Source organism: Methylobacter sp. S3L5C, assembly GCF_022788635.1.
Taxonomy (GTDB): Bacteria; Pseudomonadota; Gammaproteobacteria; order Methylococcales; family Methylomonadaceae; genus Methylobacter_C.
The window spans coordinates 1,804,132-1,821,495 of the sequence record NZ_CP076024.1 but is presented as its reverse complement, the minus strand read 5'-3'; the positions used below and the strand labels follow the sequence as shown (position 1 = coordinate 1,821,495).

Below are 17,364 nucleotides of genomic sequence, written 5' to 3'. Positions count from 1 at the left end.
AACGTGTTGATTTACTTTGTATTTACTGTTGTTTATCTCAGGTTCTGGCTTACAGAACGGCAACTCACAGGGGAAGTTTATGATTTCAGAAGCCGTCGTTGATTTATCTCGCTGGCAATTTGCAGTAACCTCTTTATACCATTTTTTGTTTGTTCCTTTGACCTTGGGCTTATCGTTTTTACTGGCGATTATGGAATCAACCTATGTCATGACCGGCAAAGAAATTTACAAGGATATGACCCAGTTTTGGGGGAAATTATTCGGGATAAATTTTGCGCTGGGTGTGACGACCGGTTTGACTATGGAATTTCAATTCGGCATGAACTGGTCTTATTTTTCACATTATGTCGGTGATGTTTTTGGTGCGCCGCTGGCCATTGAAGGCTTGATGGCATTTTTTCTGGAATCGACTTTTGTCGGCCTGTTTTTCTTTGGCTGGGATAAACTCGGTAAAGGCCAACATTTGACAGTGACCTGGCTGGTGGCTTTAGGCTCCAATTTATCCGCATTATGGATTCTGGTCGCTAATGGCTGGATGCAAAATCCGGTCGGCGCCGACTTTAATTATGAAACCATGCGCATGGAACTTTCCAGCTTTGGCTCGCTGTTATTTAATCCGTCTGCCCAGGTTAAATTTGTTCATACCGTTGCTGCAGGTTACACAACTGCCTCTGCTTTTGTACTCGGCATCAGTGCTTATTACATGTTAAAAGGTCGTGATGCCGCTTTTGCACAACGCTCTTATACCATTGCGGCAGGTTTTGGTCTGGCCGCCGTATTGTCAGTCATTATTTTAGGTGATGAAAGTGGCTATACCGATGGCGAGGTACAAAAAGCCAAACTCGCTGCGATTGAAGCCGAATGGCACACCGAACTACCGCCGGCAGCATTTACCGTAATCGGTATTCCTGATCAGGAAACCATGGAAACACGTTATGCGGTAAAAATTCCTTGGGTGCTTGGCTTGATCGGTACACGTTCTATTGATGAACCCATCACCGGATTATCGGAAATTCTGGAAAAAAATCGTTTACGGGTACGTGAGGGCATTAAAGCTTATGCCGCGTTGCAAACATTAAGATCCGGTAACCGGAATGCAATTACCCTGGCAGAATTTGACCGTTATAAACAAGACTTAGGCTATGGCTTGTTACTCAAACGTTATACGGACAAAATTGTCGATGCCACTGAGGCACAAATAGAGTCGGCGGCGCAATATTCGCTGCCCAGAGTCGTACCATTATTCTGGACTTTTCGGATCATGGTCGTTTGCGGCTTTATTATGCTGGCGATATTTGTTATGGCCGTTATTGCCAGTTCCATTCGAAAATGCCGGCAAACCTGGTTATTACGCGCCAGTCTTTTAATGATGCCTTTACCGTGGATTGCTTGCGAAATGGGTTGGTTTGTCGCCGAGTTTGGCCGACAACCCTGGTCGATTGCAGAAATTTTACCGACTTTTTTAAGTGCATCCTCCTTAACCGAACTGGATTTATATCTCAGTCTGGCTGGTTATATCGGTTTATATACGGTATTTTTGGTCATCGAAATGTTCTTGATGCTTAAATTTATCAAGTTAGGCCCCAGCAGCCTGCATAAAGGCCGTTACCATTTTGAAATTGCTTCAGGAGTCACACCATGATGTTTGATTATGAAACCATGCGCTTGATCTGGTGGGGATTTTTAGGTGTCTTATTGATCGGCTTTGCCATTACCGGCGGTTTTGACTTGGGCGTCGCCATCTTGTTACCTTTTTTAGGTAAAAATGATACCGAACGCCGCGTGATTATTAACTCCATCGGCGCTACCTGGGAAGGTAATCAGGTTTGGTTTATCACTGCCGGCGCTTCGTTGTTTGCCGCTTGGCCTGTGGCCTATTCAGTGGCATTTTCAGGATTTTATTTTGCCTTGCTGTTAACCTTGTTTGCGTTGTTTATGCGTCCGATAGGCTTTGATTACCGGAGTAAATTACCCAGTCAAAAATGGCGTAACAACTGGGATATCGCCTTGTTTGTCGGCGGCTTTGTCCCTGCGTTAATTTTTGGCGTGGCCTTTGGCAATTTATTAAAAGGTGTACCGTTTTATTTTGACAACGATATGCGTATTTTTTACACTGGTTCATTCTGGGATTTATTAAATCCGTTTGCCTTGGCGGCAGGGCTTGTTAGCTTGTCCATGATAGTTATGCACGGGGCAGTATTTTTGCAAATCAAGACCACCGGCGATATTAATCGCCGTTGTAAAAAAGTTGTCACTATTTTTGCCATAATAACACTGGCCATTTTTGCTTTGGCGGGCATCTGGATTGCCAATATTGATGGTTACCAGATCAGCAGTGAAGTTTTGCCTAATGCACCGTCTAACCCGCTGGCAAAAATAGTCAATAAAGAAACGGGCTTATGGCTAGCCAACTATGCGCATTATCCGGTATTGTGGGCGGTTCCAGGACTGGCATTTTGTGCCGGAGCATTAACGATGGCGCTATCAACAATCAGACGTCCGGGTTTGGCATTTATAACCAGCTCATTAACCTTGGCTGCGGTTATTTTAACCGCCGGCGTGTCCATGTTTCCTTTTCTGATACCGTCAAGTTCTGCCATCAACAGCTCTTTAACCGTATGGGATGCCAGTTCCAGCTTTGGCACCTTGAAAATCATGTTCTGGGTGACAGTTATTCTTTTGCCTATTGTTATTACTTACACCACCTGGGTGTTCCGTGTGTTGCGCGGCAAAATAACGGTAGAACACATTCATCAGAACGACCATACCGCTTATTAGGAGATTATTATGTGGTATTTTACCTGGATACTTGGATTATTACTGGCCTGCTCATTAGGCATTATCAACGTACTTAGACTGGAAGCCCAAGAAACCTGGGATAAAGAACATATTGATTTAGATCCGATAACACAATTAATCACCAAAGAAACCATGTTGGGCCGCCTACAGGAAAAAGTGGATAACTCCAAACGTAACGGCTTTCCTTTTTCCATTCTTTTTATCAGCTTAAAAGATTTTAAATCCGGTAACCCTTTACCGGCTTATGAAATGGAGGCTCTGTTACGTAGCGTCGTCGACTGCTTTAAAGAAAATATCAGACTGGGTGTTGATATTGCAGCGAGAATGGATAATCAGGATTTTCTTATTGCCATGCCGGGTTCGCCCTTGAAAAAAGCCGAGGAAATTGCTGCACAAGTAAAAAATGAAATCATCGAACATATCAAAGCGCATAAAGATCTTGCTGTTGTAGTAACTACCGGCGTTGCTGAATTTTCTGCATTGTCGAATGCATCAGATAATACCGCCCATGAAGTCAACAAATTAATCAACATTGCAACCGCAAAAAGTAGTCTGCAAAAACTGGCATAACCGCTACCGACAATCTTACAAAACCAGTCAGATTAAAGCGTAAGGTAACCCATGCACAATAAGACGGTTATTATTCATAAAATTGGCGACATCCTGGTCGATAGCTTTCACTATCTCGCATTATTTGGCATAGGTGCCACGATAGTCTGATCTGCTGTTTATGACTATATCGCGATGATGAAATCAGGACATGCCAGCCTTGAAGAAATACTGTTATTATTTATTTACCTTGAATTAGGTGCGATGGTCGGTACCTATTTTAAAACCCGTCGACTACCGGTACAGTTTCTGATTTATATCGCCATTACCGCATTATCACGCCATTTGGTTATTGACGTACAAAAAGTGGCTGATAGTTTTCATCTTTATTTACTACTGAGCATCACGGTTGCCATTGCCCTGCTCAGTATTGCCATTTTAATCTTGTCTTACACCGCCAAAAATTATGGCTGCCCTGAAGACAACGACCTTAAAGACAAAAAATAAGCCCGGCGAGTACAGGTAAATGTATTGTCAATAAACAGTCGCTTTTTAAGACAATCATTTGTATTTCATGAGTTACCGAATCTATAGTAATGGCTCTTGAGCAAGCCGCATTTTCCCAACCAATAAACATCTTAAGCACACATGAAAAAATTACCCTTATTTTTACTATTACTTCTGGCCGTAGTTTTATTTTTTCCCGTTTCCAACCTGGTTGGTTTGACGGGTAAAAATAAGCCCATTTTGCCTGTTTCCGGAAAATCCGATAACTTCATCAAAGTTACTCAAATTTTGCAGAATAAATGTGTGGATTGTCACTCACCCGGCATGACCCGACTGCCGTTCTATTCAGAACTGCCAATAGCCAAACAACTCATGGCAAAAGATATAGAAGAAGCAGGGGCTAGACTGATTTTATCTAAAGAGCTTTACAGCGGTGCAGAAGCTTTTACCCCGCTAATGCTAGCCAGATTGGAAAAGGTTATTAACAACGGCAGCATGCCGCCCGCACAATTTCTGCTAATGCACTGGACGGACAATTTAAACGATGATGAGAAAGCAAACATCCTGACCTGGATTTCCGAAGAGCGGGCAGAATCGCCCTGGAGTCTTGACTCTGCAAAAACGCTAAAAGGCGAACCCATACAACCGATTCCATTAAAGGTTGACCTCAATCCGGACAAAGTCGCTCTAGGTGACAAACTATTCCACGATCGCCTGCTGTCGGGAGACGATACTTTAAATTGCGCTTCCTGCCACGATTTAACTCGGGGCGGCACCGATCAGGCCAAAGTGTCCACCGGCATTCGCGGGCAGCAGGGGCCAATCAATTCTCCGACCGTCTATAATGCAATGTACAACATCGCTCAATTCTGGGATGGCCGTGCCAAAGACCTTCAGGAACAAGCCGCAGGTCCTGTCGCCAATCCTATGGAAATGGGAGCGCAATGGGATAACGTTGTCGAAAAACTTAAGCAAGCCAGTGACTATCAAAATACTTTTGGCAAACTGTACCCGGCACTAGGTCTGACTAAAACGACAGTGACCGATGCGATTGCTGTTTTTGAACAATCACTGATAACGCCCAATGCCCGTTTCGATGAGTATCTGCGCGGTAAACAAGACGTTCTAACAAAGGATGAAAAGGCTGGATACAACTTGTTTAAAGCGAATTGCGCCTCCTGCCACTTCGGCCCGGTACTCGGTGGATTATCTTACGAAAAAATGGGTGTCAAACAAGATTATTTCAAACTGCGCGGAGGTAAATTAACAGACGTTGATAATGGTCGTTTCAACGTAACCAAGCAGGAAAAAGACCGCTATTTTTTCAAAGTACCCCTATTGCGTAATATAGAACTGACTCACCCTTATTTTCACGATGGTTCGGTTGATAACCTCGCCGATGCCGTTCGGATTATGGGTAAGGTTCAAGTCGACAAGAATTTTACCAGCGATGAAATTGGAAAAATAGTTGCTTTCCTCAAAACACTGACCGGGGAATATAACAATAAACCACTCGCGCAGTTAACTGCAAAAGATGCCAAATAAATCCCACGACATCAAGCTAATACAGCACGGATAAAGCTCGATCAAACTGAACTGGTTTGGCCTTATCCGTGTAGCTGGATTGTGCCATTTTACAAACCTACAACAAACTATACTTATGAATACTGAATTCTGGCTTGAAATTTGGGAAAAAAATAAAATTGGTTTTCACCAACAGGAAATCAATAGTCATCTTAAATCGTATTGGCAGCATTTAAACGCTACCCCAAATTGTCGTGTGTTGGTTCCATTGTGCGGAAAAACGAGTGATATGTTATGGCTATGCGGACAAGGACACAGGGTTCTTGGCGTCGAAATAAGCCCGCTCGCCGTACGCGATTTTTTTACTGAAAACAGTTTAAATCCTGAAATCGTTCAGCAGGATAACTTTTACTGTTGGGAAGCCGATGGTTTAGTCATTCTTCAAGGTGATTTTTTCAATATTAATAGCGATCAGGTTCAGGACATAGCCTGTGTTTTTGATCGTGCTTCACTGGTCGCCTTGCCTGTCGAACTTCGTCAACAATACGTTCAACATTTGAAAAGCATTTTGCCGGATAACGTGAAAACTTTACTGGTGACATTTGACTACGAACAAAAAGAAATGAATGGTCCGCCTTTTTCTGTCAGTGAAAACGAGATTCGCGACCTTTATCAGGACAACCATGAAATCATACTACTCTGCAAACAAGATGTACTGGATGAATATCCCCAACTTCAAACCCAGGGACTCAAACGTTTGCAGGAGAAAATCTACCTATTAAAGCCACGCCAAAGAAACGCTGAATAAATTCAAACCTTAAGTCCAAAGCTTCTTAAGCCAACAAGTACGGCAAGACAGATCTCCTCAGGTTGTATCACCGAATTACAAAAATCCAGACAGGATTGTTAATGAAACAGGCTATCGTTTGTTTCATTAACGTATCAAATTTTTCATTACTGTTTCACTGAAACAATACATGAAACATCAGGATCAAATTAATATATTTTTAATAACAAAAACAATGAATTATAAAATCCAATGTTTATTGGCATGGTTTTAGCTAAGAGTATTGTGTAGCCGTGAGATAGTTACAACAACCTGACTTTCACATAATAAATACACTTGGAAATGCCGTTATGAACGAAATACTGAACCTTAAGAAACTTAATGCCACTGACCTGGCCTGCCGCTACACTGATAAAACAAAGTGCTTGGCTATTGTTAATAAGTCAGGGGTGCATAATGACTAGAAATGGTTTGTTAAAAAAATTAATCGTACTTACCGGGTTGATACTTTCCGGAACGGCTTTTGCAGGAAAAGGTGAGCTCACCCTCATTCATTCCGGCGATATCCACGGCCATCTTGTGCCCAGACCCAATGTGCGTAGCGACAGCACAGGCAGGATGGAAGGCGGTCTTGCGCGTATGGCAACAGTTATCAACCATATCCGCAAAGCCAATCCCGGCCAGACGCTCTATTTCAATACAGGCGATACCCTGCAAGGCTCTGCCGAAGCGATGTTCACCCGTGGCCAAGCCTTGATTGATGTTATGAATCTGCTAAAACCTGATTTTAATGAGCCGGGCAACTGGGACTATCTTTACGGGCCGGAACGATTTCTGCAAACATTCGTAGGCACGCCCGGTAAACCGCCATTATTTAATACCCAAACAGTCGCTGCCAATCTTTATTATGTCTGTGCAGGCATATCCAAACCACTTTGTCCCGATCAGGTTTCTGATGAACCAGGAAGATCAGATCGCCCGGCACTGGGTGTCGACCACAAAACGCTCGGAGCACCGGGCTATATCGACTTTCCATCGACTGATACTACTACGCCTTATCCACAGTTGGCAGGTCAGCGTCCATTACCGCCTTATATTATCAAAACAATCAATGGCATAAAAGTCGGCGTTCTGGGTATGACAACAGCACGCGCCATTCGCGCAGTCGGACCGGTTGTTACCAAAGGCTTCGTGTACACCGACGGTGAAAACGAAATGCCTTACTACATCAACGAATTACGTAATATCATGCAGGTTGACATCATTGTCATGATATCGGAACTTGAATTATCCAGAACGATTGATCTTGCTACCCGCTATCCTGGCGTTGATTTTATTTTGAATGCCGATATGCACGAACGCACCATAGAGCCTGTGGTACTTAAAACCGGTACCGTATTGGTAGAAGAAGGCCAGGACGGCACTATGCTGGGTGAGATTCGTCTCAAGGTTAAAAAAGGCCATAAACTTCCAGGTGACGGTAAATTGACCTGGAAATGGACGCCGCACATCATCACCGACAAAATTAAGGAAGATGCAGCAGTTGCAAGCAAGGTTGCCGAAGTACGGACTCCTTTTGTAAGTAATACTTTTGTTGCCGGCCAGACTGCAACCATTGGCGGTAATACCAGCACCCTGCTGCGTCCTGTCGATACGGTTGTAGGCTATACCGCTAACGCTTTACACCGTTCAAATTTTACCGATAGCAAAACGGATAATCCGGGCGTCATTGAGGGCAGCTCTCACGATTTGATTGTTGATGCCATGCGCTGGGCTGCCGGTTCCGATTTTGCGACCATTCGCGGTTTTCGCTACGGCACCCATGTTGCACCCGGCCCGATAACCATGTCGGATATTTACCATTACTTGCCTATAGGTGCCCGCATTGCCAAGGTTTATCCTATCTATGGTGGCCAGCTTAAAAGACAGATTGAAAATTCTACCCGCGGCTCATTCTCTACCGTTCCCGGCCTTTGGACCGGCGGTTGGATGTTTGGCTATAGTAACGTGACTTTTGATTTGGATGTCTATGCACCTTATGGCTCAAGTGGCTCGAATATCAAGATCGGCGGGAAATCGATTAATCCAAAAGATGAGGGCAAATATGTTGCCCCGCATGCCCCATCAGTGCCGTATTCCGTCGCAGGTTACTGGTACGCAGATGATCCCGAGACCATTAACAACTGCGGAGCTTGCGCAACACCCGGCAGTGCTATTGATGTTGTAAAAGACGAAAAAGGTAACCCGCTGGATGTTAGCGAAATTGTCGTGCGTTATTTAAAAACCCAACCTGGAATGATGGCGAACCCTCAAGGACACCGTATCAATCTACTCTATCCACTGGCAAGCCCCGGTTTTGGTAATCCAGAGATTCAACCGCTAAAAGGCGTGATACCCAACTAAATCAATCCCTCACAAAAAAGCCGAACAGAAACCATTCTTTAAAGAGATGGTATCTATTCGGCAGAACAATTATTTATCGAGGAGTCACCAGAACAACGTTAACTGAAAAGAACGCAGCCAATTTTTCGCTCCCGAATCGGGTAGAAAACTTTTCGGGTTTCACGAAAAATGGCAACGTTCTTTCAGTTCCTCAACTGCCTTGCCAGGCTTTTATTTTTCAGCTCAGAAAATACAAAACTCACTTCCTGGTCCACTGATAATCAGCTACCTGGTGATGCCCAGCGTGGCTGTCTTTGTCGTGCCGTTAAGTTTGCCTGAAATCGTCACATTTCTCGAACTGTTCACCCTAGTGGTAGTGATGGTAAACGTCGCGCCAGTTGCTCCCATTGGCACAGTAACACTGGCAGGTACAGACGCAGCGGTGTTGTTGTCCGACAAAGCCACAACGGTTCCTGCTGCGGGTGCTGCACCTGTCAGGGTTACGGTTCCAGTCGAGGAAGTTCCACCCTTCACGCTGGCAGGATTAACCGACACCGAAGCAAGCGCCGGCCGATTGACTACCATCGTAGAGGTCTTCGTTATACTGTTCAACGCAGCAGAAAGTGTCACCGTAGTGTTACTTGCCACCGGTGTCGTTGCTATGGTAAAAGTTGCGCTGGAAGCTCCTGCCGGCACGGTGACGGAAGCAGGTTCCGAGACAATGGAATTATTATTCGACAAAGTCACCACAATGCCACCAATCGGGGCCGTACCGGTCAACGTCACAGTCCCTGTCGTGGAAATACCTCCTGTCACCGCCGAAGGATTCACGCTTACAGAGGATAATGCGACCGCTGGAAGTGGATTCACAGTCAGTGTCCCGGTTTGCGTTCCGTTGTAAGTGCCCGTTATTGTAACTGGAGTCACCGCACTTACAGTGGTCGTCGTCACCCCAAAAGTAGCGGTCGTCGCGTTGGCACCAACAGTCACGTTTGATGGTACCGTAACCGAAGGATCCGAACTTAATAACGCAATCATCGCTCCGCCGGAAGGCGCTGCCGCATTCAGCGCTACCGTTCCCGTTGAAGAACTTCCACCTGGAACGCTCGCCGGATTGAGTGTTACCGATGCCAAGGCCGCAGGGCTTGAGATAGTTTTAAACGCGACTACGACAGATGATGTTGCCAGCGAGATAGTTGAAGTACCGGTTGCCGTGTAACTCCCTGGTGCTGCATTGATGTGATCGACTAAATAACTATCATCTGCGTCGATTGTATCGTGTTGTGCCAGACGCCCTATCCAGGCTCCACTCGCACCAAAGCCGGCATTGCCGGAGAATCCCGTGTCGGTCAGTCCAAAAACCAAATCGACCGCTGTGGTAGTGGTGGCCAAAGAAGACCAAGTATTACTCGCAGTCGTCTGGTTGTTTACCATTCCGCAAACATCAAACATCGCCCCGCTAACCGGCATTCCTGAATACTCGGCAACGATTGTTCGTGATGGCCTGTTCGGAGTGATATTGACCTTTGTAATTCCGCCAGGCGCATTTAATAGATGGAACACAGTAAGGCGTCGCAAACCGTTACCCTGGTTGAAAGTTAAGTCGCAATCCTTTGTGTAGATACTTCCAAGATTATCTGTCATGACTGCCGGCGTCGCTGCTCCTTCAATCTGCCAGACAAATACAGCAAGAAAATTCCCTGGAGTTGGTGCGATACCAACGGTGTAGGGAACTGACTCACCGAAGTTGCCGGCAGCTTTAACAAAGGCAACAGGAGCAGGATTAACGGTAAGCGTCGCATTTTGAGTTCCGTTGTAAGTACCCGTTATCGTGACCGGAGTCACCACACTCACTGCACTTGTAGTTACGGAGAAAGTCGCGCTTGTTGCATTGGCGGCAACAGTTACGCTGGAGGGTATCGTGACCGAAGGATCAGAACTTGATAGCGTGACAATTACTCCCCCAATCGGGGCAGGACGTTGCAAAACCACAGTCCCCTGAGATAAGTCTCCCCCTAATACACTATTCGGATTCAGTTGTAATGAACCCAGTGTCAATGGCATTTCCGATACTACAGTGGTTGATGGCTCGACTGCCGCATATTTACGTACCAGAACATTATTAAACTCGGCGACTGTATTTTTTTCCCCATAAAGCGCTATGGTTCCTGCCGTATACAAAGAAGATGACGCCTGAAGCGTCAAACTGTCGTCCTTATAAACATCAATGGCGTTGCCATGCATTTGTACCGAAAGCTTGTACCATGCATTAGCATTTACCGCTCCGACCGCTATATTATTGAGCGTTGATGCGCCCCCGTTTACCCAATCATAGACATAGAGGTTGTTGGTATCATCAAGATTCTCGTACAAATTAATAGAGTAAAGATTATTCTGATCCAAAGCCCGTGTTCCAATACCCCAAACCGGACCGTTAAGTTGCTTGCCATACACCTCAACCACATAATCACTGCCGCTATATTTAGACAGTAAAACCTGCCTCATACTGCTACCAATCGTACCCCGTAATACACCACCGACAGTGCCATCCTGTTGGGTATCGTTGATAACTGCCCACGAACCGCCAGTCACTGCCCATTTACCAGGGTCTATACCATCTTGAAACTGTACTCTACCCAAAGTCAGGTCGGCAAGCCGATGTTCCAAAGTCCAGATGCCGGTTCCTCCGTCTTGTTTACAGTAATACTCATGGAGTTCGGTTCCGAAGATGTGCTGAAACAGACAGGCTGATCCCTGTGCCAGGATTGGATTGTTTGGTAAAAGAGAAAAACCGCTGGTAGGATTAGTGCTGGAGTAAATGTTTGTAATCCAGGCCGAATTGGCATCCAGGCTTTCCGTCGAAAGAAAGTATGTGCCATCACGAAACATCATATTGGGAGCTGCCAAAACATCATTGGATTGCAGCACAATAGTTTCTGAAGCGGGGTTATCGAGTCCTTCAATGGTGCTCGCACTTCTTGTCCTGATAGTGTCAGTCGGTGCCCCCCCGTAGTTAAACCAATAAATGTAATAATTACCGTCATTCGGGTTAAAGTAGAGGTTGGGATTTTGGTTCTTAAAGCCGGGTTGCGGCTGCACGATAATCTTCTGATCCGCGAAGTTAATACCATCTGTGCTGGTCGCAAGCACGATATAAGGGGTGGAAGTACAATAATCTTTAGTATAAAGCATATAAAAGATGCTCCCGACTTTTAAGACCGTAGGCCATCTACCGGTGTTAATCAATGGATTTTGGTCATACTTTGTCCAGCTAACCAAATCATTGCTAAAAGCCAGCCCAATCCCGGAACAACCTTTCTGAAGACCATAATATCCCCAATAGACATAGCCGCCGTTATTGTTCTCGATAACGCTCATTGTATGTGGCGCATCTAATGCACCATTCTCCCAAGGTTGATCCTGCACTAAAACCGTAGTGGGCGCTCCAAGGTTATAATAACCAAGCAGTGTAGATCCGGAATTAAAATCGTCAAAAAACTCAAAGGTATTAGCTCCACTGGAAGCCCCTGTAGCCGCTAGATTTCCATAGTACATATATAAAGTCGTCCCTGTTATCGGAACCGTTGGCACTTTGATCCACAAACTTGCCTTCCGATTGCCGACATCCCAAGTCTCGATCCAGAATGGAATCTGGGTAACACCATCGCCAAGAGTAAAACGTATATCACTGCCATCACTCTTTACCTTGCTAAAGTCAAAAGTGCTATCCAGTTTTACCTGCACCTGAAAATTACTCAACTCAATAGCGCTTGAGCTATTAATTGTAACTACACTGCGGTCAATCCATGCAGGGTCAAGCCAATTTCCGGAAACCAATGCATTTTCGGAAGCCAATGATCGAGAATTAATTGGCGATGCTACCGGGTACGAACCTGTTTTTCCCGTATCGATTACTGTCGTAGAGAAAGCCGAAGCATGCAAGCCAAGCCAAAGCAGCAAAACAGGTAGGAGCAAAAAAAGACATGAATAGCGAATATAACGATAACAGAATATTAAATTCATTTTATTTTTCCTTCAAATGGCTATAGATAAAAAAGCAAAAACAACAGACTAATTAACGCCGTCCAAATCCCTACCAATAAATAGGTGTGATTTAAATCAATGTTAAAGCACTTTGTAAATTGGTATAAGCAAACTGGCCCCCAGGTATTGAAGTACCAGGCTTTATGGGCAAAGCAATGCTTCCCTGCTGTTACACAGCTAATGCTATTGGAGCTTCGAGCTCTGCGTGCTGCTTTTCATAAACCCGTGTTCGAAGTACTTATATTTCTTGCATCGCCTATTTCCTGTTTCTGAAATTAAATATAACCATTTCAGATTTTGCGAAAAATGGGTGACGCTCTTTCCATTCTTACTAATGTATTGCTACAACTTTATTTTTAAGCTCAAAATAACGATTCACTGTCTTTCTCTTGAAAATCAGCTATCGTGTGATGCTCAGTGTCGCTGTCTTTGTCGTACCGTTAAGCTTGCCTGAAATTGTCACATTTCTCGATCTGGTCACATTGATCGTAGTTATGGTGAACATCGCGTTAGTCGCTCCCCTCGGAACGGTGACACTGGCAGGTTCAGAGGTAGCTGTGTTGTTGTCCGACAAAACCACAGCGGTTCCTGCTGCGGGTGCCGCACCAGTCAGGGTTACGGTTCCAGTCGAGGAAGTTCCACCCTTTACGGTGGCAGGATTGACCGATACCGAAGCAAGTGCAGGCCGATTGACCGTCAACGTTGCCGTTTTAGTTATACTGTTCAGCGCTGCAGAAAGTGTCGCCGTGGTGTTGCTTGCCACCGGCGTCGTTGCTATGATGAAAGTTGTACTGCTAGCTCCCGCCGGCACCGTGACAGTGGCAGGCTCAGAGACAACTGCGCTATTGTCCGACAAAGTCACCACGATGCCACCGATGGGGGCCGCACCGGTCAATGCTACAGTCCCGGTCGAAGAAACACCTCCGATCACCGCCGTGGGACTGATGCTCACCGAGGATAATGCGGCTGCTGGAAGTGGATTCACCGTCAGTGTCCCGGTTTGCGTTCCGTTGTAAGTGCCCGTTATCGTGACCGGAGTCACCGCACTGACTCCACTTGTAGCCACGGGAAACGTCGCACTTGTTGCATTAGCGGCAACAGTCACGCTCGATGGTACCGTGACCGAAGAATTTGAACTTGATAACGCGACGATCGCACCGCCGGAAGGTGCTACCGCGTTCAGTGCCACAGTTCCCGTCGATAAACTACCACCTGGTACACTCGCCGGACTCAGGGTCACCGACGCCAAGGCCAAGGCCACAGGGCTTGCGGTAGTTTTAAACGCGACTACAACAGAGGATTTTGGAACTGAAACCGTGGAAGTACCGGTTGCCGTGTAACTCCCTGGTGCCACATTGATCTGATCCCCAAAATAGCTATCGTCAATGTCGACCGGGTCGTGTTGCGTAAATCGGCCCGTCCAGGCCCCGGTCGGAGCAAAGCCGGCATTACCCGAGTATCCGGTTTCAGTCAGCCCAAAGACTAAATCGTTAGCTGTGGTGGGGATGGACAAGGAAGACCAGACTGTACTTGCAACAGTCTGATTGTTTACCGTACCGCATCCATCAAGCATTGCTCCGCTGGTTGGCATTCCCGAGTACTCGGCAACGATTGTACGCGATGGCTTGTTCGGAGTGATGTTGACCCCCGTAATTCCACTGGGTGCATTTGCCAAATGATAAACAGTTAGACGCCTGACGCCGTTGCCCTGTTCGAAAGTAAAGTCGCAATCTTTTGTGTAGACGCTTCCGACATCGTCAGTCATGACTGAGGGAGTCGTTGACGCTTCAATCTGCCAGACAAACACGGCAAGAAAATCTCCCGGAGTTGGTGTTATATTTACCGTGTAGGGCACTGACTCGCCGAAGTTCCCGGCAGCTTGGACAAAGCTAACAGCACCTCCCGCCGAAACAGGATTCACCCTCAGGTTCGCACTTTGTGGCGTGATGCCGTCAGTCGCTGAAATAGTTACCGTAGTGGCACTCATAACGGCAAGCGTAGTTATGGGAAAAGTGGTGCTGGTTGCCCCGGCAGCAATGGCAACGCTGGCTGGAACGCTTGCGATTGGAGAGTTACTGCCAAGCGTCACAATCATACCGCCCGCTGGCGCACCTGTCGAAAGCGTTATCGTTCCCGTTGAGGAAGCGCCGCCCACCACACTGGCCGGATTCACACTTACACTCGCAAACAAGGGCAGTTCGCCAAAAACGCTCAGTTGTGTCTGCGTACCCACATAAACTTTACCGTTGATCACGGTCGGAACCGCCATTTTTACGGCAAGCCCTGGATTGTCGCGCGATAAATTCTGTGCTGAGTTATACAGCTCGATCGCCAGATTTGTCGCATCATAAGCATGAAGAACAGCCGGGCCGTTATTAACGCCCTCAAGGCCGAATTGGTCGGTTTGCAAGGCCCATACGATGGCGTTATTTGTCCCGTTCGATGATACAGAGGGTGTCGGTCCGGGGAACGAGAATAGCGCCGAAGTATGAGACGTAGGAACATCAGAGAGTAACCCTGTGGAAGGATTAAAACGATAAGCCCTCAAATAATCGCTGGCTTCTCCGGCATCACCGCTGCCGGCCAAATAGACATTGTTGTTCCACCATGCCGGTGTCGACCATAAGCCAGGTGTTGCATTGGGAATACTCTGCCAGGCTGCATTATTATTGTTGACATTATAGTGTCCCATATTATCCCTATCGAGCAGGTAAATGGTCCCATCTTTACCGCCTGTAAGCAGTAAATGCTGTTTGGGCGATCCTGCAGGCTGGTCAGGCAACAACAAGATGCCTCCACCGCCCTGATCAAGATTTTGAGTATCTAGTTGGCTTTGATTATAGGGTGTAAACCAGTCAAGTACAGGAAGCGACCCGTTGATTGGCTGCCCTAATTTCATCACCGAGTTGCCAAATGATGTAGGTGATGTCACGTCGAAGTAGGTACCATTTCCCGTGCCAAAGTAAATGCTCGAATTGGCATCCGCAGCAATACCCCCTCCACTCATCCATATCCCGCCCCCTACGCTACTGTTCGGTGTGGAGTTAAAGGCTGCTTTTTGGGTAAATGTTGCAACATCATAAGCGACTAACCAACCATGAAACGGATTGGCATCACAATGCGAGCCGAAGGCCACAAACAAAGTACCATTCACCAGTAGAAGGCCAGCCTTTTGATGTTCCTTGGCTGGATCAAAATTAGTTGAGCCAACAGTCGGCTTTACAAGAATCGGCCCAGGTGCCTTTTCTGCGCCTGTAGTAATGTCGAGGGCGTGCAGGCGATGCACGATTGCCCCATTCTCCTTGGAAGTCGCGTCGAGATACATCGTACCTGTAGTGGTGTCAATCACCGGTGTGCCGGTGACTCCACTGGCAAAAGTATCCAGGCAATCAATATCAGTACCCGCCACAGCCGTGGCTCCCGGAGCTGCACCATGGGCGGTATCGATGAGGCTGACACTCCAAAGCGGGCTCGCATTTGAATCAGCGTTTGAATCGGCATCGAAGGCATACACCGTGTCGTTATCTGTCGCCACAAAGACGACATTGTGGATTCCCTGATCTGGAATTATCAGATTTTCAACGTATAGCGGTTGGGGATACACCGGTCCATCAACAGTATGGGAAAAAAGCTTACCAAACTGTCCCGAATTGACATTAGCTGGAGTGAGAGTAACTTCGTTCGCATTCAAACCGGAGCGACTGATATCATAATGATACGTAACGACGTTCGATAATGCCGATACGGAGTCAACTGCAAGAAAGGCCATCAAGGTAATTACAAATAAATTTATTAGTAGACGGCACGCAATGCGCATCGAACTCATACAGCCACATTGTCGAGATAAACTGTACATAAAAAAATATCCTATCTAATTATAATGACGAGGCATTTATCCTAAAGGACATTTGCGTAAAAAAATTATAATGTAAATTTTCTGCTAACTAACTATGTTCTATGGTAGATTTACAAAAAGCATGAGCCAAAGTTGCATAAATCGCGTCTAACCGGCAATACTATAAACAGCGATCTGATAAAAAGTTAATACCCTGCTTAGCCACTTTAAGCACAAATTATAATATTTTGAACTTAATCACAATACGTATAAATACCTAATATGATCTAACAGAACAAGTTAGTCGTTTTACATATCCAACGCCTATTCACATTTCAACAAGCTAACTATCTCGCTGTGTTTACCAAAAAAGTGTCAGTTTTTTTATGCTTCACTTCGCTACATAAATATTCTTATGGCCTGTTATTTTTTAAAATCAGAAAAATATATTACTGACGTAAATTAACTTTTACAATTCAGGGTGATTTTATTAATGAGTTTTTTGCGGCAAATCAAAATATGAGGATTTAAAAAAAATTGTTGCCTGATTTTTTTAGAACCTGCTAATTATTTTTTTAATCTACTATACTCATTAACAGACACGAATTGCGACTTTTCTCTTGCTATCTCGAAAGCTACATATCTATAGATAGTCTTACTACGTATTCTCCAAAGAGATAGGGCTGAAGTTATAATTTTTCAAAAAATCGCAAATCAGAACGACTAGCCATATATTTTTAATACAAACGAATTACCATATTCGATAGTGTTTACCAAAACCTGCATCACCGATTTGGAAGGTTACATCGTCAGTCTTTTTATAGTTGGCCATCGTAAACGGGCAAAAATTTGATCAATTGTAGACTTTCATACAAACAACCAGCTGTTGGATTATTTAACATAGTTTGTCCTGATTAAAAAAATGCCCATGCACCTA

Annotated in this window: 9 protein-coding genes; 7 read left to right on the top strand and 2 right to left on the bottom strand. The window is 45.5% G+C overall.

Translation table 11 applies throughout. The annotated features are described in order from the left end of the window. Nucleotides 1-79: 79 nt before the first annotated feature. The 7 genes from KKZ03_RS08325 to KKZ03_RS08290 all read left to right on the top strand — a co-directional run bounded on the left by KKZ03_RS08325 (nucleotide 80) and on the right by KKZ03_RS08290 (nucleotide 8,569). Nucleotides 80-1,642 carry a cytochrome ubiquinol oxidase subunit I gene (locus KKZ03_RS08325; protein WP_243221039.1) on the top strand — a complete coding sequence of 521 codons (1,563 nt, stop codon included), beginning with the start codon at nucleotides 80-82 and terminating at the stop codon, nucleotides 1,640-1,642. Further along, on the top strand, nucleotides 1,639-2,778 hold the full coding sequence (gene cydB / locus KKZ03_RS08320) for a cytochrome d ubiquinol oxidase subunit II (protein ID WP_305852371.1): 1,140 nt from the start codon (nucleotides 1,639-1,641) through the stop codon (nucleotides 2,776-2,778). Before KKZ03_RS08325 ends, cydB begins: the two co-directional genes overlap by 4 nt. 9 nt (nucleotides 2,779-2,787) lie before the next feature. After that, nucleotides 2,788-3,369 carry a cytochrome bd-I oxidase subunit CydX gene (gene cydX / locus KKZ03_RS08310; protein ID WP_371744872.1) on the top strand — a complete coding sequence of 194 codons (582 nt, stop codon included), beginning with the start codon at nucleotides 2,788-2,790 and terminating at the stop codon, nucleotides 3,367-3,369. A 174-nt stretch (nucleotides 3,370-3,543) separates the two neighbouring features. After that, complete coding sequence (locus tag KKZ03_RS08305) at nucleotides 3,544-3,855, top strand: phosphate-starvation-inducible protein PsiE (protein ID WP_243221038.1); 312 nt, start codon at nucleotides 3,544-3,546, stop codon at nucleotides 3,853-3,855. A 141-nt stretch (nucleotides 3,856-3,996) separates the two neighbouring features. Further along, the gene (locus KKZ03_RS08300; protein ID WP_243221037.1) at nucleotides 3,997-5,400 is read left to right on the top strand and encodes a cytochrome c peroxidase; all 1,404 of its coding nucleotides are present in this window, start codon (nucleotides 3,997-3,999) and stop codon (nucleotides 5,398-5,400) included. A gap of 115 nt (nucleotides 5,401-5,515) precedes the next feature. Next, a complete protein-coding gene (locus KKZ03_RS08295; protein ID WP_243221036.1) occupies nucleotides 5,516-6,187 on the top strand; it encodes a thiopurine S-methyltransferase in 672 nt (223 codons plus the stop codon). Nucleotides 6,188-6,622: 435 nt separating this feature from the next. Beyond that, nucleotides 6,623-8,569 carry a bifunctional UDP-sugar hydrolase/5'-nucleotidase gene (locus KKZ03_RS08290; RefSeq protein ID WP_243221035.1) on the top strand — a complete coding sequence of 649 codons (1,947 nt, stop codon included), beginning with the start codon at nucleotides 6,623-6,625 and terminating at the stop codon, nucleotides 8,567-8,569. A 264-nt stretch (nucleotides 8,570-8,833) separates the two neighbouring features. Here KKZ03_RS08290 and KKZ03_RS08285 read toward each other — a convergent pair whose 3' ends face one another. Then, entirely contained in the window at nucleotides 8,834-12,571 is a 3,738-nt protein-coding gene (locus KKZ03_RS08285) for a DUF2341 domain-containing protein (protein WP_243221034.1), read from the bottom strand. A 421-nt stretch (nucleotides 12,572-12,992) separates the two neighbouring features. Further along, nucleotides 12,993-16,283, bottom strand: coding sequence for a hypothetical protein (locus tag KKZ03_RS08280; RefSeq protein ID WP_243221033.1), 3,291 nt, complete (start codon nucleotides 16,281-16,283; stop codon nucleotides 12,993-12,995). Nucleotides 16,284-17,364: the final 1,081 nt, after the last annotated feature.

Bases quoted from the DNA above. Each gene is read 5' to 3' on its own strand.
- KKZ03_RS08325 (WP_243221039.1), top strand. From the start codon at position 80: ATGATTTCAGAAGCCGTCGTTGATTTATCTCGCTGGCAATTTGCAGTA.
- cydB (WP_305852371.1), top strand. From the start codon at position 1,639: ATGATGTTTGATTATGAAACCATGCGCTTGATCTGGTGGGGATTTTTA.
- cydX (WP_371744872.1), top strand. From the start codon at position 2,788: ATGTGGTATTTTACCTGGATACTTGGATTATTACTGGCCTGCTCATTA.
- KKZ03_RS08305 (WP_243221038.1), top strand. From the start codon at position 3,544: ATGATGAAATCAGGACATGCCAGCCTTGAAGAAATACTGTTATTATTT.
- KKZ03_RS08300 (WP_243221037.1), top strand. From the start codon at position 3,997: ATGAAAAAATTACCCTTATTTTTACTATTACTTCTGGCCGTAGTTTTA.
- KKZ03_RS08295 (WP_243221036.1), top strand. From the start codon at position 5,516: ATGAATACTGAATTCTGGCTTGAAATTTGGGAAAAAAATAAAATTGGT.
- KKZ03_RS08290 (WP_243221035.1), top strand. From the start codon at position 6,623: ATGACTAGAAATGGTTTGTTAAAAAAATTAATCGTACTTACCGGGTTG.
- KKZ03_RS08285 (WP_243221034.1), bottom strand. From the start codon at position 12,571: ATGAATTTAATATTCTGTTATCGTTATATTCGCTATTCATGTCTTTTT.